This window comes from Proteus sp. G4380 (genome assembly GCF_963885725.1).
GTDB lineage: Bacteria > Pseudomonadota > Gammaproteobacteria > Enterobacterales > Enterobacteriaceae > Proteus > Proteus mirabilis.
The window spans coordinates 1-21,869 of record NZ_CAWPAV010000098.1; the positions used below are offsets into that span (position 1 = coordinate 1).

Annotated in this window: 17 protein-coding genes and 3 tRNA genes; 14 read left to right on the forward strand and 6 right to left on the reverse strand. The window is 40.6% G+C overall.

Annotation, left to right across the window (positions count from 1 at the left end):
* Positions 1–754: 754 nt before the first annotated feature.
* From mscM to rsgA, 3 genes are all read right to left on the reverse strand, one after another.
* On the reverse strand, positions 755–4,090 hold the full coding sequence (mscM, locus tag AACU98_RS08600; RefSeq protein WP_004249643.1) for a miniconductance mechanosensitive channel MscM: 3,336 nt from the start codon (positions 4,088–4,090) through the stop codon (positions 755–757).
* A gap of 22 nt (positions 4,091–4,112) precedes the next feature.
* On the reverse strand, positions 4,113–5,024 hold the full coding sequence (asd, locus tag AACU98_RS08605) for an archaetidylserine decarboxylase (RefSeq protein ID WP_004246309.1): 912 nt from the start codon (positions 5,022–5,024) through the stop codon (positions 4,113–4,115).
* Positions 5,025–5,112: 88 nt separating this feature from the next.
* Positions 5,113–6,171, reverse strand: a complete 1,059-nt coding sequence (gene rsgA, locus AACU98_RS08610; RefSeq protein WP_004246308.1) for a small ribosomal subunit biogenesis GTPase RsgA — start codon at positions 6,169–6,171, stop codon at positions 5,113–5,115.
* A gap of 115 nt (positions 6,172–6,286) precedes the next feature.
* On the opposite strand from rsgA, the gene orn reads away from it, so the two are divergent.
* The 4 genes from orn (at position 6,287) to AACU98_RS08630 (ending at position 7,299) form a co-directional block, all read left to right on the forward strand.
* Positions 6,287–6,832 (forward strand): oligoribonuclease, encoded by a 546-nt coding sequence (orn, locus tag AACU98_RS08615; RefSeq protein ID WP_004249641.1) that lies wholly within the window; start codon positions 6,287–6,289, stop codon positions 6,830–6,832.
* Positions 6,833–6,999: 167 nt separating this feature from the next.
* Positions 7,000–7,075, forward strand: a tRNA-Gly gene (locus tag AACU98_RS08620).
* Positions 7,076–7,107: 32 nt separating this feature from the next.
* Positions 7,108–7,183 (forward strand) — tRNA-Gly (locus AACU98_RS08625).
* A 40-nt stretch (positions 7,184–7,223) separates the two neighbouring features.
* Positions 7,224–7,299: transfer RNA gene (locus tag AACU98_RS08630), tRNA-Gly, on the forward strand.
* Between the two features lie 132 nt (positions 7,300–7,431).
* Here the strand turns inward: AACU98_RS08630 and AACU98_RS08635 are convergent.
* From AACU98_RS08635 to queG, 3 genes are all read right to left on the reverse strand, one after another.
* The gene (locus AACU98_RS08635; protein WP_004246306.1) at positions 7,432–7,758 is read right to left on the reverse strand and encodes a type II toxin-antitoxin system RelE/ParE family toxin; all 327 of its coding nucleotides are present in this window, start codon (positions 7,756–7,758) and stop codon (positions 7,432–7,434) included.
* A 5-nt stretch (positions 7,759–7,763) separates the two neighbouring features.
* Positions 7,764–8,033 (reverse strand): type II toxin-antitoxin system Phd/YefM family antitoxin, encoded by a 270-nt coding sequence (locus AACU98_RS08640; protein ID WP_012368713.1) that lies wholly within the window; start codon positions 8,031–8,033, stop codon positions 7,764–7,766.
* A gap of 947 nt (positions 8,034–8,980) precedes the next feature.
* The gene (gene queG, locus AACU98_RS08645) at positions 8,981–10,135 is read right to left on the reverse strand and encodes a tRNA epoxyqueuosine(34) reductase QueG (protein WP_017827587.1); all 1,155 of its coding nucleotides are present in this window, start codon (positions 10,133–10,135) and stop codon (positions 8,981–8,983) included.
* Positions 10,136–10,356: 221 nt separating this feature from the next.
* Here queG and tsaE point away from each other — a divergent pair, with 221 nt between their 5' ends.
* From tsaE to nsrR, 10 genes are all read left to right on the forward strand, one after another.
* Positions 10,357–10,824, forward strand: coding sequence for a tRNA (adenosine(37)-N6)-threonylcarbamoyltransferase complex ATPase subunit type 1 TsaE (tsaE, locus tag AACU98_RS08650; RefSeq protein WP_004249636.1), 468 nt, complete (start codon positions 10,357–10,359; stop codon positions 10,822–10,824).
* 13 nt (positions 10,825–10,837) lie between these two features.
* Positions 10,838–12,154: an N-acetylmuramoyl-L-alanine amidase gene (locus AACU98_RS08655; protein ID WP_135091591.1), complete on the forward strand. Its 1,317-nt coding sequence runs from the start codon at positions 10,838–10,840 to the stop codon at positions 12,152–12,154.
* Positions 12,155–12,175: 21 nt separating this feature from the next.
* Complete coding sequence (gene mutL, locus AACU98_RS08660; protein WP_074561891.1) at positions 12,176–14,185, forward strand: DNA mismatch repair endonuclease MutL; 2,010 nt, start codon at positions 12,176–12,178, stop codon at positions 14,183–14,185.
* Positions 14,154–15,095, forward strand: coding sequence for a tRNA (adenosine(37)-N6)-dimethylallyltransferase MiaA (gene miaA, locus AACU98_RS08665; RefSeq protein WP_004246293.1), 942 nt, complete (start codon positions 14,154–14,156; stop codon positions 15,093–15,095). Before mutL ends, miaA begins: the two co-directional genes overlap by 32 nt.
* A 109-nt stretch (positions 15,096–15,204) precedes the next feature.
* Positions 15,205–15,495 carry an RNA chaperone Hfq gene (gene hfq / locus AACU98_RS08670; RefSeq protein WP_161735833.1) on the forward strand — a complete coding sequence of 97 codons (291 nt, stop codon included), beginning with the start codon at positions 15,205–15,207 and terminating at the stop codon, positions 15,493–15,495.
* Between the two features lie 93 nt (positions 15,496–15,588).
* Positions 15,589–16,872: a ribosome rescue GTPase HflX gene (hflX, locus tag AACU98_RS08675; RefSeq protein ID WP_004246290.1), complete on the forward strand. Its 1,284-nt coding sequence runs from the start codon at positions 15,589–15,591 to the stop codon at positions 16,870–16,872.
* A gap of 92 nt (positions 16,873–16,964) precedes the next feature.
* Positions 16,965–18,239, forward strand: a complete 1,275-nt coding sequence (gene hflK, locus AACU98_RS08680; protein ID WP_004246289.1) for an FtsH protease activity modulator HflK — start codon at positions 16,965–16,967, stop codon at positions 18,237–18,239.
* 2 nt (positions 18,240–18,241) lie between these two features.
* Positions 18,242–19,246, forward strand: coding sequence for a protease modulator HflC (hflC, locus tag AACU98_RS08685; protein ID WP_004246288.1), 1,005 nt, complete (start codon positions 18,242–18,244; stop codon positions 19,244–19,246).
* 451 nt (positions 19,247–19,697) lie between these two features.
* On the forward strand, positions 19,698–20,996 hold the full coding sequence (locus tag AACU98_RS08690; RefSeq protein WP_004249629.1) for an adenylosuccinate synthase: 1,299 nt from the start codon (positions 19,698–19,700) through the stop codon (positions 20,994–20,996).
* Positions 20,997–21,421: 425 nt separating this feature from the next.
* The gene (gene nsrR / locus AACU98_RS08695) at positions 21,422–21,850 is read left to right on the forward strand and encodes a nitric oxide-sensing transcriptional repressor NsrR (RefSeq protein WP_004249627.1); all 429 of its coding nucleotides are present in this window, start codon (positions 21,422–21,424) and stop codon (positions 21,848–21,850) included.
* Positions 21,851–21,869 lie beyond the last annotated feature (19 nt).

Here is a 21,869-nt window from a genome sequence, read left to right on the forward strand (position 1 = left end):
TTGGTGTTTCATATAGCAATTTGAATGATTTTTGCTACGTCACGCTGATGCAGCAAGGAAAAGGAGAGGATAATGATAGGTTAAAAAATAAACTAAAATTATTTGACTTAAGTTAAACAAAAATTAAATATGATAAAAATAAGTAAAATAAAATATCGAAAATAGTATTTTAATACTCATTTATTGAGTAAATTTAAGTATAAAAACGTATTTTTGTGATCTTTAGCAATAAAAAAAGATAGGCGTGTTTGCACAAATTTTTGAAGAATACAGAACAAAGATGGCTTTTTATATTGCAAAAATTGATAAACATTAAAATAAGAGAAAACAGTAAGCAACTAAGATGGTCGCTATTATTTCTTAATTCTTTACTTAGTAAGAAGGATCTTTGGTAATAAAAGAGATCTCTATAAGTAAATAGAAAACTAAGTAACATTTTATGATGTTCATATTCCAATATTGTATAATTATATATCGATAAAATAGTTTCATTGTGTTATTAATCATCAATTTTATTAAACAAAAAAGTGAAAAAAAAAGTTATTAATAGTGATAGGTAAACGGAGTGTGCATACCTATTGTGGTGTGACATGCGTCATACCAACAGAATAGCTGTTTATAACTGGCTGTTTGTATTGAATGCTAGGCGCATAACAGTGGTAAGAAGAGTGGTAACAAGAAGCAAAAATGCCACTATTTTGGTTTTTTCATTTAAATTAATGGCATTTTTATTCAAAGTAATAGATGTAATTGACTACAATCCGCCTACTTCTCTTGGTGTTGCACGCATTGAAGTACTAATGGTATTACCCACCATATCTACCCGTGCTTGGAACGGCGGGAATGGTAATGGAATGCCATGCTCTGCAAAGGCTAGCAGAATATTTTGATGGATCTCATGTCTGGCTGGCATTCTATGTCCCATTTCTGCGGCATAAACACGTAACTCGAAGATTTGGATCCCTTGTTGTAGGTCAACCAAGTAAACCTCAGGAGCGGGGTTGTCTAAAATCATGGTAGAGCGTTTAGAGGCTTCTAATAATACATTAGTCACTTGTTCACTATTGCAATCAGCTGGCGCAGGGATGGTCATTACGATACGTGTAATAGAGTCTGATAATGACCAGTTAATAAATTGCTCTGTAATAAATGCTTTATTAGGCACAATGATCTCTTTTCTATCCCAATCGGTGAGCGTGGTGGCTCGCGTATTGATTTTAGAAATATTCCCAGTCAAGTTACGGATAGTAACGGTATCACCAATACGGATTGGCTTTTCAAACAAGATCATTAACCCTGAGATAATGTTGGCAAAAATTTCTTGTAAGCCAAAACCAAGACCTACCCCCATAGCGGCAATTAACCATTGTAGTTTTGACCACTCAATACCTAATAATGAGAAACCAACAATACTGCCTATTAGGGTGATGCTGTATTTCGTTAAAGTGGTAATGGCATAACCTGTACCAGGTGTTAGATCTAAGTGTTGTAAAATTGCCAGTTCAAGCAGTGCTGGCAGGTTTCTTACCAATTGTGCCGTGATAATAATCACTAATATAGCGACTAAGATAGACCCCATGGTAATGGGCTGGATAGTATTGACGCCATTAACGGAGGAAGTCACATCCCATAGTCGGATATTATCGACAAAAGAGAAGGCTGTATTGAGCTCTGACCAGAGTAAAATCATGGACACAAGTGCAATCATGGTCAGAATAGAACGAACTAGACCAATAGATTGTGCACTAATCGCATCAAGGTCAATGGCTTGATCTTCCAACTCTAAGTTAGCGGTACTCTCACCACTGCTGCCAACAATGGTATTCTCATCTTCCCCTTTGGCTCGTTGAGCTAAAATTTCTGCCCGTTTTTGTTTGGCTCGTTCAAAGGCAAGCTTACGACGTTGGATCAGCATCCATCGTTGAATAATATGATAAATAATCAGCAAGGCAAACCAAATCGCCACAGACATCTCTAAGCGACCCAGTAATACGATGGAGGTTGAGAGATAGCCTAAGATAGCCGCGAGGGCTGCAAGAACAGGGGCAACAAGTAAGAACCACCATAAAATGGTATTTATCACATTATCACCAGAGCCATGTTTATCTAAGTAAAGCGGCACATGTGCCTTTTTTAGGCTTGAGGTAATAAAACTTAAAGCAATGCACAATAATAAAAAGCAAAAACGCCCAACCGTTGGCGCAAATTCTCTGTCACTATAGTATTCAAAGGTGATAAGCGACATCATTAACGGCACAATGACGAAAATCGACAGTTGATAAAAGCGCATCGCTTTTTTCACACGACTCTCTTTCCATTTAAATTGCGCGATAAATAACCCATTAGGGCGAGCAAAGGTAGCACTTATCATAAATAGCCATAGCACAGGGGCTGCGGCAGTTACACCATAACCAATCGCTCCCGCCATGGGATAACGCCATTCGACACTTTGTAAACCATATCCTACGGCAGACCATAATAGCGGTAGTGGTAAGGCGATTAATATTGACCAAAATACGGTACGCACCGTTAATGAGAAATGATCTTGAGTGACTTTACCAATGCGATTACTGACTCTTTCAAGAAACGCATTGTAATGCTTACGGGTACGAAGACTAAAACCGACAATAGATAGGGTGACCAGTAGATAGATAAAGGTATCTTGGTTTTTGAGCATGTTAACCGCAGCATGCCCTAATTGTGAGAAAGTATCTAATGAGAGTAGGCGAGTAATATCTTTAATTAATAAAACCGGATAATTGAGTTTTATTGGGCTGATATCGGCCACCCAGAACATATAGCGGTTTGTGGCATCTTTTGTCTCTTTTAAGGCATCCGCAAGTTGTGTTGTGGCTACTTTGAGTTTGGTTAACTCTAGGATTTGGGAGTCATAACCGGATAAAAGAGAATTGAGTAACTCTTGGCGCGCTTGAATGAGGGAGTCAAAAATATATTGCTGAGCTTCTGGTAGCTTTGAGCCATCGGCAGTTTCAGGAGGTTGGATTTTGCCTAGGTTTTCTAGCATCTCTTCATAGCCTAATCGTTCAACACGTAACTGAACGATATCCCTATCCAGCTCTTGAGAGCGGGGCATTTCAGGTAAGCGAGCCAATTGTGTTCTTAATGCTTCACCTAATGCCGTAGAGCCACTTAACCATTGGGCTTGCTCTCGAATGGTTGTGAGTGTCTGTCTTACTTGTTGGGTTTGTTGTGTTGTTAGACGCTGTTTTTCGGTTAACTCACTCATTTCTTGCGTCTGTTTATTGAGGATCTGAGAAAGTTGACGGTTTGTCTCGATTTGCTTAGTCAGAAACTCGGGGAGTTCGCCCCCTTGCTCGGCGAGCATTTCTGTCTTTTCTAAAGCGAGATCTGCCACTTCTTGGCGCTTGATATTTAGTAAACTACGCAATTGTTGCAGTTGTACATCAAGTCGTTGATAACGTTTTTTAAATAGCTCTAAGCGCAGTCGAGTAATTTCTTGACGATTATTAGCAGAAAGTTGCGCCATTTCCAGCTCATTAACCATCGCTTTTCGTGCTGTGACTTCAGCTTGGGTTAATTTATTTTGTGCTTCTGCTAGTGGGGTGTTTGATGCCCCTATTGCCGCTAAACGCGCCGTTGCATCACTTAGTAAACGACGAGCTTCTGAAAGTTGCTGAGGGAGTAAATTGAGTGATTCGCTGATTTCACGGCTTTTATCTTGCTCTTGTTGTTGTAGCCGAGCTTGTTCCATCAGTTGGCTACTCACTTGAATGATTTTTTGCTCAAGCTCAGGAATAGTAATTTTTTCTGGAATTGTTGGAACTGAGTGACTCTCTTCGAGTAATTTAGCCCTTAACTCTTGAGTGATCTGCGGATATTCATCAATAGTCTTTTGATAATTATCCGCATTAACTTGAGCTTTTTCACCATCATTTATCCAATTGATGGTGCCTTGTAGCGCCTGAACAGTTTCAATATCTTGAGGATTAGTACTGCCTTCAAGTTGTTTGATATCTTGACGTAATTTATCAACATCCGCAGCAAACACCGAAGTATTGAATGAGATAGTCAGAAAAAAGCTAAAAAGTAGACTGATTATCAGGCGCACAAGGTTTACTCCGAATTACGAATTATTCATTAATGGTATTATTATCGCAGGCCTTATGATCAGTGCCTGTGGCATTAATGATAGAGCCTAGTAGTTCTCCCATTAATGTTACAGAGCCGTTCATCAGATCTTTATTTAATTGAACACTATTTTCAGGGAAGAGGTTAATAACGGTCGAGCCTAATTTAAAGCGTCCCATCTCTTCACCTTTTTTCAGAAATATAGCGCCAACTTTATCCGCTTGAGGATAAGTCCAACGTTTAATAATACCTTCACGTGGTGGTGTTACCATGCCACACCAGACCGTTTCAATACTCCCTACAATGGTCGCTCCAACAAGAATTTGTATCATGGGACCAAATTGGGTGTCAAAAAGGCAAATAATACGTTCATTACGAGCAAATAAGTTAGGAACATTTGCCGCAGTTAAAGGATTAACAGAAAAGAGATCGCCGGGGACATAAATCATCTCTTTTAATAACCCATCGCAAGGCATATGAACACGGTGGTAATCCCGTGGTGAAAGATAGGTTGTAATAAATTGCCCATGGCGGAACTGGTCGGCCAAGGTAAAATTACCTGCTAGCAACGCTTCAAGGGTGTAAGAGTGCCCTTTGGCTTGTAAAATTTGATCGTCTTGGATCTGACCAAGCTGACTGACAGCGCCATCTGCGGGGAGAGCCAGTTGGTTATCTCCTTCAACAATAGGGCGAGCGCCATCTTTTAATGCACGAATAAAAAACTCATTAAATGTTGCATAAGCCTGAAATTGGCTCTCTTTCGCTTCATTCATATCAACTTTATATGCGCGAGCAAACATTTTGATAGCAAATTGAGTAACGCTACCCGCTTTTTTATTGGCAAACCAACCAGCTAGCTGTGTTAGCCATAATTTAGGCAATAGATACTGTAGTTTAATTTTTAGCTTGTCCAAAATGGCAACCTCTGGGATCGAACGATAAAAAATCGACAAAAGGGGTCTATTGTACCCACCCTTAATAGGGTTGTCAGTGAATCTATGCTTAAGAGTCTAAATTAATATTTTTACGCACTTTCACCTGACTCATACTTTCTAAAATACGATGATAGTTTTCAAATCGGGTTGGTGCGATTTCACCTTTATCTACGGCTTCGGTGATCAAGCAACCCGGATCGTCATTATGCTTACAATCACGGAATTTACAGCCTCCTAAGAAAGGTCGAAACTCAATAAAACCTTTGGTCACTTGCTCAGGTGTTAAATGCCACAAACCAAATTCACGTACCCCCGGTGAATCAATAACATCGCCTCCTAGAGGGAAATGGTAAAGGCGCGATGCGGTGGTGGTATGTTGTCCAAGCCCTGAGTTGTCAGAGACTTGATTGACCAGAATACTTTCTTCCATTGGTGGTAAGAGAGTATTGAGAAGGCTCGATTTACCCACACCTGACTGGCCAGCAAAAATAGAGATGCGGCCAATTAATGCTTGAGTTAATGCTTCTAATCCCTCTTTGGTATAGCTTGAGACTTCAAGCACTCGATAACCAATATCTTTATAAATTTGCATCCACTCACTTACCATCGCTCGGCTTTCTGCATCTAACATATCGACTTTATTCAATACAATAAGGGGTTCGATATTTAAGGTTTCACAAGCCACTAAGTAGCGGTCGATAATATTAAGTGAAAGCTCAGGTAAAATGGCTGAAACAATAATAATTTGATCGATATTAGCGGCAATAGGTTTAATACCATCATAATAATCTGGGCGAGTGAGTACAGAAGTACGCTCATGAACAGCTTCTACAATGCCATTGACGCGCACATTTTCTTGGGTTTGTAATGCAGGGCGCCACACCACTCTATCGCCTGTGACTAGGGATGAAATAGTACGGCGAATATTACAACGGGTAATAGAGCCATCTGCAGCTTCAATATCTGCATGTTGCCCAAAGCGACTGATAACGAGGCCTTCGGTCGCTTCGCCTAATTGTGTATCGTCTAATTCAACGTGATTTTTTTTCTCTTTGCTTTGCAAACGCTTTTTATGATTTTCTTGTACTCGGCGTTGCTGGCCTTTAGATAATTTACGTTTTGTCACCGATCCTCACTTGTGTTATTCGGTTAGATGTTCTTTTGTCGTGCTTATTGAGTAAACGCGCTATGATAAAGGTTAAAATATCATGTCTCACTCTAAGAAACAGCTAGGATATATTATGTCAAAAAGCGAGAACAATCTTATCTGGATAGATCTGGAAATGACTGGCCTTGATCCTGAACGCGATCGTATTATTGAAATTGCCACTATCGTCACCGATCCCCAACTTAATATTTTAGCTGAAGGTCCCGTTATTGCCGTACATCAATCGGATAAATTACTCGCCTCGATGGATGAATGGAATACTACAACACATACGGCAAGTGGTTTAGTTCAGCGGGTTAAAGAAAGTCAGTATGACGATGTGGCTGCACAACAAGCCACTATCGAATTCCTTGAAAAATGGGTGCCACAGGGTGCATCACCGATCTGTGGTAATAGTGTGGGGCAAGATAGACGTTTTCTATTTCGCTATATGCCTGAATTAGAAAAATATTTTCATTATCGTTATCTCGATGTCAGTACACTAAAAGAGTTAGCTCGTCGCTGGAAACCTGAAATCCTTGAAGGATTTAAGAAAAAAAATACTCATCAAGCGTTGGATGATATTCGAGAATCTATTGCTGAATTAGCCTATTATCGCCAAACCTTTATTAAAGAGTAGAAATTAGCGGATTGATGGCTGATATTGCATCATTGTGATGATTTTATCGTCATGCAATCAAAAAAACGCATTTTTTTACTGATAAGGGCTTGCGGTTAAGCATTTTTCTCGTATAATGCGCTTCCCGTACCGATGAAGAATTTCGTTTGTACGGGTGTAAGAAAGACGCGGGAATAGCTCAGTTGGTAGAGCACAACCTTGCCAAGGTTGGGGTCGCGAGTTCGAGTCTCGTTTCCCGCTCCAATCTTTCTTCGATAGTTATCAGTATTAGCGACGCGGGAATAGCTCAGTTGGTAGAGCACAACCTTGCCAAGGTTGGGGTCGCGAGTTCGAGTCTCGTTTCCCGCTCCAAATCTTTCTTCGATAATTATCAGCACAAAACTTACCAAATGCGGGAATAGCTCAGTTGGTAGAGCACAACCTTGCCAAGGTTGGGGTCGCGAGTTCGAGTCTCGTTTCCCGCTCCAAATCTTCTTCCAAAGACTTCAATAAACTCAGTAAATTCTTATAAATCAAAGCGTTTGTCGTAATAGCATTAGCTAAGCTGTTTTTAGAAGTCGGCCTGTCTCTCTATGATAAGAATATACAGTAAGATATTTTTACCCTAAAAGTCGCCGAGTAAGCAGGGCTTGCATGTCTCGTCTGCCATCCGCAATAATAAAGATAACCACTTGTTTTGCTATTGTGTGATAGATGACACGATAAGGTTTAAAAAAGATTTGCTGATATTCACGAATACCTAAACTTTGTAATTCCTTTGGAATACTGCCTTTCATAGGAAAGTTAGCCTGTGTATTAGTGACCTTAAGCAGCTCATCTAATACATAATCTGCATTATCTATGCTGTCGTGGTCGGCAATATAGTTATTGATGTCCTCTAAGTCTGTTTCGGCATCTTTCGTCATTACCACTTTATAGGACGCCATTACGATTATTTCCTTTTACTTTTTAAACGCTGAACAACGCTTTTTATATCTTTTACTTCACCTGCTTCAACTTGTTGCTGACCTAACGCCAATATTTTAAGTAAGGCTAATGTTTCCTGTGTCTCTTCATAAAAGGTAATATCCTGAATAACCGCTTTTGCTTCGCCATTTTGAGTAATAATCATCGGTGCACCAGATTCAGTGAGTTTAGTCATCACTTCGGCGACATTAGCTTTTAAATAACTAATTGGTTTGATTTGTTCTGAGTAACGCATATCTACCTTAATCAATAAGACTAAATTAAGTCTAAAAAAAGTCTAATCTGAGTGTGAAGAGATAAAAGCTAAAATGCAATATAGAAAACCTTTAGCGAAAACCGCTTAATGAACAGTCCAACTCTATGAGGTCACTTCAACAGGGCGGGGAGCAGTCACGCATAAGCAACAATACAAAGCGTTATTTTGTTTAATAACACCCAAATAAAGCTATTGCATTCTAAAAGTCACAAGGACATAACTATGGACAGGAAATAGCAATGCTTGTATAAAATATAACCAAAAAATCTTTATTTTCTCTCTCACTTTTTAAAAATGAGTCTACACTGTGGTAGGTGCAGATCAGCGATTGTAGCTAATACACTTAAAGCGAGTGACCCATTGCAGTGCAGAAAAAGGGAAATCGATAACAGCAAGAAAGATCAAGCTATTTTTTTGTGATCTATCTTTGATCTTTGCTTGCATTTCTATTTAGCCAGCACTAGAATGTGCGCCTTTCCTCGTTTAGGGGGGAGCTAAACCTCAGATCAATTTTTGTTGTTTAGGTTTTTATTCTGTTAAATATACTTTGAAGAGTATTTTTTATGAAGAAAAGTATTTTTATGACTTTTCTTTGGAAAAAAGAGCCCGAGTTCCACTTATCTTAATATTCTTATCGAAATAAATTATCCACAATAAGATGCTCATAATCCTTGCATCTAGCACTAATTTATTTTTTTACTGCACAGAGTTATCCACAGGCTGCTATCATTGAGTCATTAGCATATTATGCTAGTGAGTTAAATATTGCTTTTATCTATCCAATTGATAAGTAAGTTTATTTTTATTTTTTTTAATTTGTGCCACACTTCGCTTGAATTTTTTCTTCATATTGATAGACAAAGAGTTTTTATTTTATTCACAGGTGAAATTATCTCATCTTATGAGTATGCGTATCATGTTAAAAACTAAGCATCACGAGGTAGGCCCTTAGTTATTGCCCTTACTAGACGTTTTTGTTGTGAAGTCTGTATTTTTAGTGTTTTTTCTTCTCTTTTGGCTTTCTGTTGGGCGATAGCCCAGTGCAAATGTTCATCTAAAACCTCCCCTAAACCAAAGCGCTCTTGCAAGGCCAGTACAATTTTGTCCTGATAAGGGGAATTGCCTAACGCAACACTAATATTTCTTAGCCAACGTAAATAGCCAATTCGTCGGATCGGTGAACCTTCTGTAATACGCAGAAATTTTTCTTCACTCCATTGGAATAGATCCAGCAATTCTGGTGTATGTAAGGCACGGCGCGGAGAAAAATCATCTTCCTCTGTGAGCGAAGAAAAACGATTCCATGGGCAAATTAATTGGCAATCATCACAACCATAGATACGATTGCCCATCAAAGGGCGAAATTCTTCAGGAATAGCGCCTTCAAGTTCAATCGTTAGGTAAGAAATACAGCGACGAGCATCAATGGTGTAAGGCTCTACGATGGCGCCTGTTGGGCAAGTGGTCATGCAAGCTACACATTTACCGCATTGCTCTTCAACGGGAAAATCAATAGGCAAAGGTAAATTAATTAATAATTCACCGAGAAAAAACCAAGAGCCGGCCTGATTATTGATAACAAGTGAGTGTTTACCAACCCACCCAAGACCAGCTTTCACGGCCAATGGTCGTTCCATTATCGGCGCTGAATCAACAAAAGGACGAAAATTAACAATACCTTGATATTCAAACTGTTGGCAATATTGCGTAATTTTTTCACCTAATTTTTTAAGGCGTTGTCTTAATACTTTGTGATAATCTCTACCCAATGCATAACGGCTAATATAGCCTTGCTCTGGATTATTAAGGGTACGAGCAAAAGCGGCATCTGTTGGCAAATAGTTCATTCTGACGCTGATCACTCGCAATGTACCCGGCACCAATTCATGGGGTCTTGCTCGAGTCATGCCATATTTAGCCATCCATGCCATTTCACCATGATACTGTTTATCTAGCCAAGCTTGTAAACGAGGCTCTTCGAGCGATAAATCAGTATCGCAAATTCCTGTTTGTTGGAATCCTAGTTCAGTTCCCCAACGTTTTATATTTTGAGCAAGGTGATGAAGATCGAGTGATGACATGAGCAACCGAAATAATAGCTAATAGGTGAGTCCTAAGAGTGCGCAGTGTATCATAGTGCAACGATAGGAAAAATCCTCGTAAGAAATAGATTTATGGTATGGTTATTTGAAATTGATTCTGATAATAATTTACTTTAAGTGAATATAAAAATGGTCTGTTTGCATGTGCTCTAACATGCTATTAACTAAGTCGTTATTACCTAACAATAGATTGTATGAATATGAAAGAATGGGTTGTTACATTAGAAGATGAAGCTGCAACAGTAAAACTAGGGCATTCAGTCGCAATGGCGACAAATAACCAAGGGCTTATTATTTATTTATTTGGTGATCTAGGGGCCGGGAAAACCACCTTTAGCCGCGGATTTTTACAAGCTTTAGGTCATCAAGGTCATGTTAAAAGTCCAACATATACCTTGGTAGAGCCTTATATGCTGACACCACGCCCAGTCTATCATTTCGATCTTTATCGCTTAGCTTCAGCGGAAGAGTTAGAATTTATGGGGATACGTGACTATTTTGCACAAGATCCACTGTGTCTCATTGAATGGCCTTCTCAAGGGGAAGGGTTTATACCTAATGCGGATTTAGAGCTTCATTTAAGCTATGAAAATGAAGGTCGTAAAGCCCATTTTATTGCCCTTTCACAGAGAGGGAATGCTGTTTTATCCCGTATTCAGTCTGCATAAAGGAATATTGATTATGTCGAGTCTCATCACTATTGTGAGCCAATGTCAGCGTTATATTGCCACCTTTTTGTTGGTTGTTCTGTCACTTTTTGTGGTGCAAATAGCACAAGCCGCTACGGTAACAGAAGTGAAGGCCGAAAATGGGGATGTGGCTACAACACTTACATTTTCGTTTAGTGGTGGGAAACCAAGCTATAGATATTACTCACTGAAAAATCCAGATAGGTTAGTGATGGATTTTAAGCAAGGTAGCCAAATAACGGGTTTACCTGTGACATTAAATCGTCAGCAATTAGCACAGAAAATTCGCACGACACAATCAAAAGATAGCCAATATCAAAGTATGGTGGTAGAGCTTGCCAAACCAGTGGTGGTGACGGAGCGCTTATTAAATAGCAATGGTGAATATAAGTTAGTACTTACTATCAAACCTATTAATGCTCGACAAAATAACAATACATCAACGACGGTCAGTGTAGTGGCGTTATCAGCAAACAAAGCCACAAATACGGTGGCTAATCAACAGATGGCGCCTTTGGTGACTACGCCTAAGCAACCCGTTGCACCTGTAGTACCGGTAAAGCCTCGCACAACCTCGAATAAGCCCGCGTCGAGCGATCGGCAAATAATTATTGCGATTGACGCAGGGCATGGGGGTCAAGATCCCGGCGCTATTGGGCAAAAAGGTAATCGTGAAAAAGATGTTACCTTAAGAGTGGCAAAAAAATTAGAAGCGATTTTGCGTAATGATCCTATGTTCAAACCCGTTTTAACCCGCAATGGCGACTATTTTATTTCTGTTGCTGGACGCTCTGAAGTGGCCCGTAAGCAAGGTGCCAATATGTTAGTGTCTATTCATGCCGATTCTGCACCTAATCGCAGTGCGCGCGGGGCATCTGTTTGGGTATTGTCAAATCGTCGCGCGAATAGTGAATTAGGTAAATGGCTTGAACAAAGCGAAAAACAATCAGAGCTTCTCGGTGGCGCCGGTGATGCACTCGCAGAAGGGGTTGATCCCTATTTAAGCCAAGCGGTATTAGATTTACAATTTGGTAATTCACAGCGTGTAGGCTATGACGTTGCGGTAGCGGTGTTATCTGAACTTAGAAAAGTAGGATCATTACATAAAAAAACACCAGAGCACGCCAGCTTAGGGGTTTTACGTTCACCTGATATTCCGTCTATTTTGGTCGAAACAGGTTTTATTAGTCATGCCGCTGAGGAACAATTGCTGATTTCAGATGCTTACCAAGAGAAATTAGCCGCTTCAATCTATGCCGGATTAAAAAATTACTTTCTCGCTCATCCCTTACAGAATGGGCCAAAATAAAGATAAACGTGGGATAAGGTAATGGCGATTAATTTATTACCTCCTCAGTTAGCAAATCAGATTGCAGCAGGGGAAGTCGTTGAAAGACCCGCTTCTGTTGTTAAAGAGTTACTTGAAAACAGCTTAGATGCGGGTGCGACAACAATTGATATCGATATCGATAAAGGTGGCGCTAAGCTAATTCGTATCCGCGATAATGGATGCGGCATTTCTCGTGATGATTTGAAGTTAGCACTTGCTCGCCATGCAACAAGCAAAATATCGACACTGGATGATCTTGAAGCCATTATGAGCATGGGGTTTCGTGGTGAAGCGTTAGCCAGTATCAGCTCTGTATCACGTTTAACCTTAACATCTCGTACCGCATCTCAGGAGGAGGCTTGGCAAGCCTACGCCGAAGGGCGTGATATGACAGTGGCAGTCAAGCCAGCAGCACATCCGGTGGGGAGCACAGTTGAAGTGCTCGATCTTTTTTATAACACTCCTGCAAGACGTAAATTTTTACGTACCGAAAAAACAGAGTTTGGTCATATAGATGAAGTAGTACGTCGTATAGCCTTATCCCGCTTTGATGTGTCAATTAATTTAACCCACAACGGTAAGCGGGTGCGTCAATATCGCGCTGTGAAAGAAACTCATCAGTATCATCGTCGTTTAAGTGCTATCTGTGGTAATCATTTTGTTGATCAAGCAATGCAACTGACGTGGGAGCATGGTGATCTGGCAATAAAAGGCTGGGTAGAGCATCCTTTAGCTCCAGTGCAAAGCAGTGAAATACAGTACTGTTATGTCAATGGGCGCATGATGCGCGATAGATTGATTAACCATGCTATTCGTCAAGCATATGAAGGTTATTTGCAAGGTGAACAGCAACCCTCTTATGTGCTTTATTTAACCGTCGACCCTCATCAAGTGGATGTCAATGTGCATCCTGCCAAACATGAAGTGCGTTTTCACGAATCGCGCTTAGTACACGATTTTATCTATCAAGCTGTCTTGAGTGTGTTAAGGCAGGTTACAGAAGATACGTTATCTTTAGATGAAGAGGATAATGGGGCTTTAACTGCCACAACATTTCCTGAAAATCGCCAAGTTGCGGGAGAAAATGTTTTTTCGCAGCCTTATCAAGCACCAGTAACCTCATCTACGCAAAAAAAGAGCACGGGAGCTTACCAAGGAAGTGCAGGAAAAGGGTTAACAGATACGCAAAAGAGTCCCCAAAAAACGCTAGATACACGTCAGTTTGGTGAGAGTTATCAACGTACGCAAGGCATGCTTTATCAAAAAATGATGCAAGAAAGTGCGAGCGATGTTGAAAATAAAGAAAAAATACCCCTATTTCCCCCTCGTCCCCCATTGAATTTGGTTGATGTTGGTCATACAACTAATAACAATGAAACAAATGTAATTTCAGTGGTGCCTCGTTCTGTTAATGCCAGCGCAGCGCAAACAGATTATACTTTTGGCCGGGTATTGGCGATTTATCAGCAGAAATATGCGTTAATTGAATCTTCGCAAGGTCTAGGGCTGTTAGCATTGGAAGAAGCTGATTTTCTGTTAAAATGTGCCCAGTTATTGCCAGAAAATGAAAATTTGAAACCCCAACCTTTGCTAGTGCCTTTAAAAGTCACACTCAGTAAAGATGAAATTAATACATTTAAGCAGTTTCAGGCGTTAATCAGTGATTTTGGGATTGTTATTGACATCTCTCATGGTAAAGCGACGATCCATGCGGTCTCGTTGCCGTTGCGACAGCAAAATTTACCTGTATTACTGACAAAGCTATTAGCTTATTTGGCAACAGAAAAATTATGCTCTAAACAACAAATTGGGCATTGGTTAGCAAAACAGTTAAGTCATGAGTCGGGTGTTTGGTCACAGGCTCAGGCAGTAGGATTATTGGCTGATATTGAACGATTATGTCCACAATATGTCAGACAGCCGTCCAAAAACTTATTACAATTAATAGAATTACAACCTGTGGTAGCGGCACTGAATAATGAGCGAAGTAAAAACGCAAATAAAACCTAAAGCAATCTTTCTGATGGGGCCAACAGCCTCTGGTAAAACCGCATTAGCCATTGCGCTAAGACAAAAACTGCCCGTTGATCTTATTAGTGTTGATTCTGCTCTTATTTATCGTGGTATGGATATTGGTACTGCGAAACCGGATGAGACAGAGCAGTCGCTTGCACCACATCGTTTAATTGATATTCTAGATCCCGCATTACCTTATTCTGCCGCAGACTTTCGTAAAGATGCGTTAAAAGCAATGGAAGAAATTACGGCTGCAGGACGAATTCCACTATTAGTGGGCGGGACTATGCTATATTTTAAAGCGTTATTAGAAGGCTTATCGCCTTTACCCAGTGCTAATCCAGAAATTCGTGCTGAAATCGAAAAAAAAGCAGCCGAACAAGGGTGGGAGGCAATTCATCAAGAGCTAGCATCCGTCGATCCCGTTGCGGCTAAACGGATCCATCCTAATGATCCTCAACGCCTTTCTCGTGCACTGGAAGTTTACCTGATTTCAGGTAAATCGATGACAGAATTAACTCAAATATCAGGCGAAGCATTGCCTTATGATGTTTATCAGTTTGCGATTGCTCCGAAAGATAGAAATGTACTTCATCAACGCATTGAAGCACGTTTTAAACAGATGTTAACGTGTGGCTTTGAAGATGAAGTAAAATCATTATACCAACGGGGCGATCTGCATGAAGATTTACCTTCTATACGTTGTGTCGGCTATCGCCAGATGTGGTCATATTTATCCGGCGAAATCGACTATGATGAGATGGTTTATCGAGGGATCTGCGCTACCCGGCAATTAGCGAAGCGACAAATCACTTGGTTAAGAGGTTGGCATGATGTTCATTGGTTAGATAGTGAAGATTTTGAACAGTCTCTTAACACTGTTTTGCAGGTAGTTAGTGCATAGATGGTAGGTTTGTGTAAAATTGATAGTTGCTAAAGTGCAATTTTTGAGTAGTTCATTTTTTCGAACCATTAGGTTCTAGTATAAAACAACAAAATAAGGAAAACATAGAATGGCTAAGGGGCAATCTTTGCAAGATCCTTTTCTGAACGCATTACGTCGTGAAAGGGTCCCTGTTTCAATCTATTTGGTAAACGGCATTAAATTACAGGGTCAGATCGAATCTTTTGACCAATTTGTTATTCTGCTGAAAAACACTGTTAGTCAGATGGTATACAAACATGCTATCTCTACCGTAGTACCTTCTCGTCCTGTTTCTCATCATAGCAATACAGGTACCAACCAAGCGGGTACAAACTACAGTGGCGGTAACGTGACTCAGCAGGATGATGTTGCAGAATAATTATCAAATATTATTCTTAATATAATAAAAACATAGGTAGGGAGACTTTACCTATGTTTTTCCTGTTTTTATAAAGTCCATGAGGTTTCGCCTTTGTTTGATCGTTATGAAGGTGGCGAATTAGCCGTTTTAGTGCACGTTTTCTTTTCGCAAGAAAAGGATATTGATGACTTGCAAGAGTTTGAATCTTTGGTGACATCTGCCGGTGTAAAACCAGTTCAAATTATTACAGGGAGCCGTAGAGCGCCTCACTCCAAATATTATGTGGGAGAAGGTAAAGCGGAAGAAATCGCAGAAGCAGTAAAAGCGAGTGGTGCAGATGTGGTGTTATTTAATCACGCACTCTCACCGGCACAAGAACGAAATCTGGAAAGACTTTGTGAATGTCGTGTGGTTGATCGCACGGGAGTTATCCTCGATATTTTTGCTCAACGAGCAAGAACTCACGAAGGAAAGCTACAGGTAGAACTCGCTCAGTTACGTCATTTATCAACCCGTTTAGTTCGAGGGTGGACACACTTAGAACGACAAAAAGGGGGGATTGGATTACGTGGCCCTGGCGAAACACAGCTTGAAACGGACCGACGTTTGCTCAGAGGCAAAATTAGTCAAATTCTAATGCGTCTAGGCAAAGTTGAACGTCAGCGTGAACAAGGACGACAAGCGCGAAGTAAAGCTGATATTCCAACGTTATCTCTGGTGGGTTACACCAATGCGGGTAAGTCGAGTTTATTCAATCGTATAACCTGTGCTGATGTGTATGCTGCTGATCAGTTGTTTGCGACACTGGATCCTACCTTAAGACGAATTCAGGTCGATGATGTTGGTACCGTGGTGTTAGCTGATACGGTTGGTTTTATCCGACATCTACCTCATGATCTGGTGGCGGCATTTAAGGCAACGCTACAAGAAACACGTGAAGCGACATTGCTTCTTCATGTTATTGATGCCGCTGATAGCCGTTTTGAAGAGAACATTCATGCAGTTGAAAATGTATTAGAAGAGATTGATGCTCACGAGATACCGACACTGTATGTGATGAATAAAATTGATCTTCTTGAGGACTTCACCCCAAGAATTGATCGAAATGAAGATAATTTACCTGTTAGGGTTTGGGTTTCTGCACAAACAGGTGAAGGTATTCCTCTGTTATATCAGGCGTTGACAGAGCGCCTTTCAGGTGAGATCGCACACGTTGAATTGCGTTTACCGCCAGAAGAAGCAGGGCGATTACGTAGCCGTTTTTATCAATTACAGGCTATTGAGCGTGAATGGATTGAAAAAGACGGTAAAGTTGGGCTAATCACCCGAATGCCTATGGTAGACTGGCATCGACTTTGCAAGCAGGAGCCTACTTTATTGGATTACGTGGTCTGATAATTGGCCATACTAAAGAACATTAACTGAGAGCTGGCGATGAAATCGGCTCTTAAGCCTGATAAATCTAATCATAATAATGGAGCTAGAACATGGCGTGGAATCAGCCCGGTAACAACGGACAAGACCGCGACCCGTGGGGGAACCGAAACGGCGGTAATAATAACGGCGACGGGAACTCTAACGGTAATCAAGGAGGTCGGGATCGTAAAGCATCAGATCTCGATGATTTGTTCCGGAAACTGAGTGCAAAACTTGGCGGTTTCGGTGGTAAAAAAGGAGGAAACTCCTCTTCTGGGCAAAATGGCGGACCTCGTGGTAATGCTGGAAACGTATTAGTTTCTCTTGCATTAGGTGCTGTGGTTGTCGTTTGGGCTGCCAGTGGTTTTTATACCATTAAAGAAGCCGAACAAGGTGTTGTGACTCGTTTCGGTAAATTTTACCAAATCGTCGAGCCTGGTTTAAACTGGAAACCGACTTTCATTGATGAAGTTCAGCCTGTCAACGTAAAAACCATCCGTGATTTAACTACGGGTGGCATGATGTTGACATCAGATGAAAACATGGTTCAAGTTGAGATAAACGTTCAATATGTTGTCTCAGATCCAGAAGCATTTCTCTTTAATGTCACAACGCCAATGAATAGCCTAGGACAAGCGACAGACAGTGCCGTCCGTGGTGTCATTGGTCGTTCAGAAATGGAAAAGATCCTGACATCGAACCGTTCAGAAATTCGTGATCAAACCCGTCAAGAATTAGAAGAGACGATCCGCCCTTATAAAATGGGGATCTCCATTGTGGACGTCAACTTCCAAGTTGCTCGCCCACCAGAAGCGGTAAAAGCGGCATTCGATGACGTAATTGCGGCACGAGAAGAAGAGCAGAAAACCATTCGTCAGGCTGAGGCTTATAAAAACGAAGTGTTACCATTAGCGAAAGGTAACGCACAACGTATGATTGAAGAAGCAACCGCTTATAAAACGAGTGTGGTGATGAAAGCAGAAGGTGAGGTGGCGAGTTTCGCCAAAATCTTACCTGAATATCGCGCAGCACCGGAAATTACTCGTGAGCGTCTGTATATTGAAACAATGGAAAAAGTGTTGTCGAAAACACGTAAAGTCATTGCCAATGACAAAGGTAACAGTATGTTGGTTCTGCCTTTAGAGCAAATGTTACGCCAGCAACCAAAAGCGCCAACGTCATTTAATAGTGTCACAGAGGCACCTGCGCGTATTTCAACCCCTACGCCAAGTACCAACACAACACCTACTCAGAAACCAGCAACAACTTATGGTAACGGTGGATATGGTAGCAATAATAGTGGTGGTTATGGTCAGCCTTATGGCTCTAATCAAGGAGGACAATAATCATGCGTAAAGTTATCGCTGTTGTTGCAGTTATTATTTTAGCGTTGTTGTACTCCTCAGTATTTGTCGTGCAACAATATGAACGCGGTATTATTTTACGTTTCTCGAAAGTGGTACGTGATGGTGAAAATAAACCGGTCGTTTATGAACCGGGTATTCACTTTAAAATTCCATTTATTGAGAATGTGAAAAAATTGGATGCGCGTATCCAAACGATGAATATCCAGCAAGATCGCTTCTTATCAGGTGAGAACAAAGACTTGTTAGTTGACTCTTATCTGAAATGGCGTATCAGTGATTTTAGTACTTACTACCTAGCTACTGGTGGTGGTAATACGATGCAAGCAGAAACCTTATTGCGTCGTAAATTTAGTGACCGTTTACGCTCTGAAATTGGTCGTATGAGTGTAAACCAAATTATCACTGATTCACGTGGTCGTTTAACCATTGATGTACGTAATGCGTTGAATGAAGGTACACCTTCTCGCGATAAAAGTGATGCAGATGATGCTATTGCTATTGCTGCGAAGAAAGTGGCAGAAGAGACCAAAGGTAAAGCCCCTGCTATCAATATGAACAGTATGGCGGCATTAGGTATTGAAGTGATTGATGTTCGTATCAAACAAATCAACTTACCAATGGAAGTTTCTGAAGCCATTTATCAACGTATGCGTGCAGAGCGTGAAGCGGTTGCTCGTCGTCACCGTTCACAAGGTCAAGAAGAAGCGGTGAAAATCCGTGCTGCGGCAGATAAAACAGTGACAGAAACCTTAGCTGAATCGGAGCGTGAATCGTTACGTATTCGAGGTGAAGGGGATGCGCAAGCAACTAAACTATTTGCTGATGCATTCAGTCAAGATCCTGACTTCTATGCGTTTATCCGTAGCTTACGTGCTTATGAGAATAGCTTTAATAAAGACGGTAATGACGTCATGGTGTTAAGTCCAGATAGCGATTTCTTACGCTATATGAAAGCACCAACTAAAGCGAGAGCGATTGAAGAGTAATCGTCATCGTTCAAGAAAATAAATAATCATCCCCTAAGATAAAACTTAGGGGATTTTTTTAGCTTTTAATCAAGCAGATAGAATTAAAACAAATAAAGAAAATCGTTTTTTATTATTGAATGAAACGAAAAATCGCTCGCAACCATTTCCAAATTGCCTTTAGCTGAGATAGTATAAAGTGAAAATTGCATTTCAAGATAAACCTTCGGCAATCCCGAGGCGTCTTCTTAGCCATTTTCACTTTTATGTCACTCTGCTTCCTGTTTTTGCGATCAAAACTGTTGATAAAAATCACAAATATCTTGTGATGTGGTTTTTTCGGGCAAAAATATTGACAATGGCAAGATAATCTATTGCTTAAAAGCGGGGATGGCATAATTAGATAAAATCTACTGTAACTCTTGAATTGAGATGGTAGAATCCTTTTTTAAGCAACCGAGTGTATTTTGAAATGAGTAATAACGTTGTCGTATTAGGCACCCAATGGGGTGACGAAGGCAAAGGCAAGATCGTCGACTTGCTGACAGAACGCGCTAAGTATGTTGTTCGTTACCAAGGCGGACATAACGCAGGTCACACCCTAGTCATTGACGGTGAAAAAACCGTTCTCCACTTAATCCCATCAGGCATTCTTCGTGAAAATGTTGTCAGCATCATCGCAAATGGTGTCGTATTATCGCCAGAAGCACTGATGAAAGAAATGACACAGCTCGAAGAGCGTGGTATTCCTGTTCGTTCACGTCTACTGCTGTCAGAAGCTTGCCCATTAATTCTGCCTTATCACATTGCATTAGATAACGCCCGTGAAAAGGCGCGTGGTGAGAAAGCGATTGGTACTACGGGTCGTGGTATTGGTCCTGCTTATGAAGATAAAGTCGCACGCCGTGGTTTACGTGTTGGTGATCTATTTGATAAAAAAGCATTCGCTCAGAAGCTTAAAGAGATCATCGAATACCATAATTTCCAACTGGTTAATTATTACAAAGTTGAGCCTGTTGATTACCAAAAAACCTTAGACGATATCATGGCGATCGCTGATATCTTAACTGGGATGGTTGTTGACGTTTCTGACTTACTTTACAAAGCAACACAAAAAGGTGAGTTAGTGATGTTTGAAGGGGCGCAAGGTACTCTATTAGATATCGATCACGGTACTTATCCGTATGTCACCTCTTCAAATACGACCGCAGGTGGTGTTGCAACAGGTTCCGGCTTAGGTCCTCGTTATGTTGGTTATGTATTAGGTATCATTAAAGCCTATTCTACCCGTGTTGGTGCAGGTCCATTCCCTACAGAATTATTTGACGAAACGGGCGATTTCCTACGTGAAAAAGGCCAAGAGTTCGGTGCAACAACAGGTCGTAGTCGCCGTACTGGTTGGTTAGATATTATTGCTATCCGCCGTGCTGTTCAAATCAACTCATTGTCAGGCTTCTGCATGACCAAACTTGATGTCTTAGATGGTCTGAAAGAAGTTAAAGTGTGTGTAGGTTATCGCTTACCAAATGGCGAAGTGATTGAAACTACACCATTAGCAGCAGATGATTGGGAAGGTATTGAGCCTATTTATGAATCTATGCCTGGCTGGAACGAAAGCACTTTCGGCGTTAAAGATAAAGCACAGTTACCACAAGCTGCGTTAAATTATATTAAACGCGTTGAAGAGTTAACTGGTGTGCCTGTTGATATTGTTTCTACAGGTCCAGATCGTTCAGAAACGATTATTCTCCGTCATCCATTTGATGCATAATTTATTGTATTAATTGGTTTGATGTGAAAATCGTCCCTGAAAATGACAGGGGCGATTTTTTCGTATCTGTAACAAAGCCGAACTGAGTCACTATGTTGATTAGCAATAAAACGAAAAACTCTTTCCCGCTCGGTTGCGTTTTTGTTTTAGGGCTATGGTCAGAAGTGAAATAAGATAACGTTATTTTGTTGTCAACTAAGAGAAGCGATCTGTTGAAAAGCGACAGGATCGCTTTTTCTTTGCCTGTGATATCGCTATTATTTTAATGGTTGTGGTGAGTAAGCCTAAAAGCGCGGACTTTTGAGTATATCTTTGCTAAATGTCCAAAAATTAAACATAATATTGCTTAATAAAATGATATTCTCATTACTCATTATTTATCCTTTAACTTCTTTAACTGGGAGTTTTACTTTTCAGAGGTCATTGTGCAATTAACCAGTTTTACAGATTATGGATTGCGGGCGTTGATATATATGGCTTCATTGCCAGAAGGCAAAATGACGAGCATCACCGAAGTGACGCAGGTCTATGGTGTGTCACGTAATCATATGGTTAAGATTATTAATCAGCTAAGTCATATGGGATTTGTCGAAGCGATACGTGGAAAAAATGGTGGTATACGCTTAGGTAAACCTGCCGCTGATATTATTGTCGGCGAGGTCGTTCGTGCTTTAGAGCCGCTTTCACTGGTTAACTGTAGTGCTGAGTTTTGTCATATCACCCCAGCTTGTCGATTAAAACTTGTATTAAATCAAGCGATAGAACAGTTTTTGAAAGAGCTAGACCGTCATACACTGGCTGAATTGGTAGAAAACAACAGCCCCTTATATAAATTGTTATTAGAAGATGTTTGAGTCGACAATTTCATCATTC

Bases quoted from the DNA above. Each gene is read 5' to 3' on its own strand.
- orn (WP_004249641.1), top strand. From the start codon at position 6,287: ATGTCAAAAAGCGAGAACAATCTTATCTGGATAGATCTGGAAATGACT.
- AACU98_RS08635 (WP_004246306.1), bottom strand. From the start codon at position 7,758: ATGGCGTCCTATAAAGTGGTAATGACGAAAGATGCCGAAACAGACTTA.
- AACU98_RS08640 (WP_012368713.1), bottom strand. From the start codon at position 8,033: ATGCGTTACTCAGAACAAATCAAACCAATTAGTTATTTAAAAGCTAAT.
- queG (WP_017827587.1), bottom strand. From the start codon at position 10,135: ATGTCATCACTCGATCTTCATCACCTTGCTCAAAATATAAAACGTTGG.
- tsaE (WP_004249636.1), top strand. From the start codon at position 10,357: ATGAAAGAATGGGTTGTTACATTAGAAGATGAAGCTGCAACAGTAAAA.
- AACU98_RS08655 (WP_135091591.1), top strand. From the start codon at position 10,838: ATGTCGAGTCTCATCACTATTGTGAGCCAATGTCAGCGTTATATTGCC.
- mutL (WP_074561891.1), top strand. From the start codon at position 12,176: ATGGCGATTAATTTATTACCTCCTCAGTTAGCAAATCAGATTGCAGCA.
- miaA (WP_004246293.1), top strand. From the start codon at position 14,154: ATGAGCGAAGTAAAAACGCAAATAAAACCTAAAGCAATCTTTCTGATG.
- hfq (WP_161735833.1), top strand. From the start codon at position 15,205: ATGGCTAAGGGGCAATCTTTGCAAGATCCTTTTCTGAACGCATTACGT.
- hflK (WP_004246289.1), top strand. From the start codon at position 16,965: ATGGCGTGGAATCAGCCCGGTAACAACGGACAAGACCGCGACCCGTGG.
- hflC (WP_004246288.1), top strand. From the start codon at position 18,242: ATGCGTAAAGTTATCGCTGTTGTTGCAGTTATTATTTTAGCGTTGTTG.
- AACU98_RS08690 (WP_004249629.1), top strand. From the start codon at position 19,698: ATGAGTAATAACGTTGTCGTATTAGGCACCCAATGGGGTGACGAAGGC.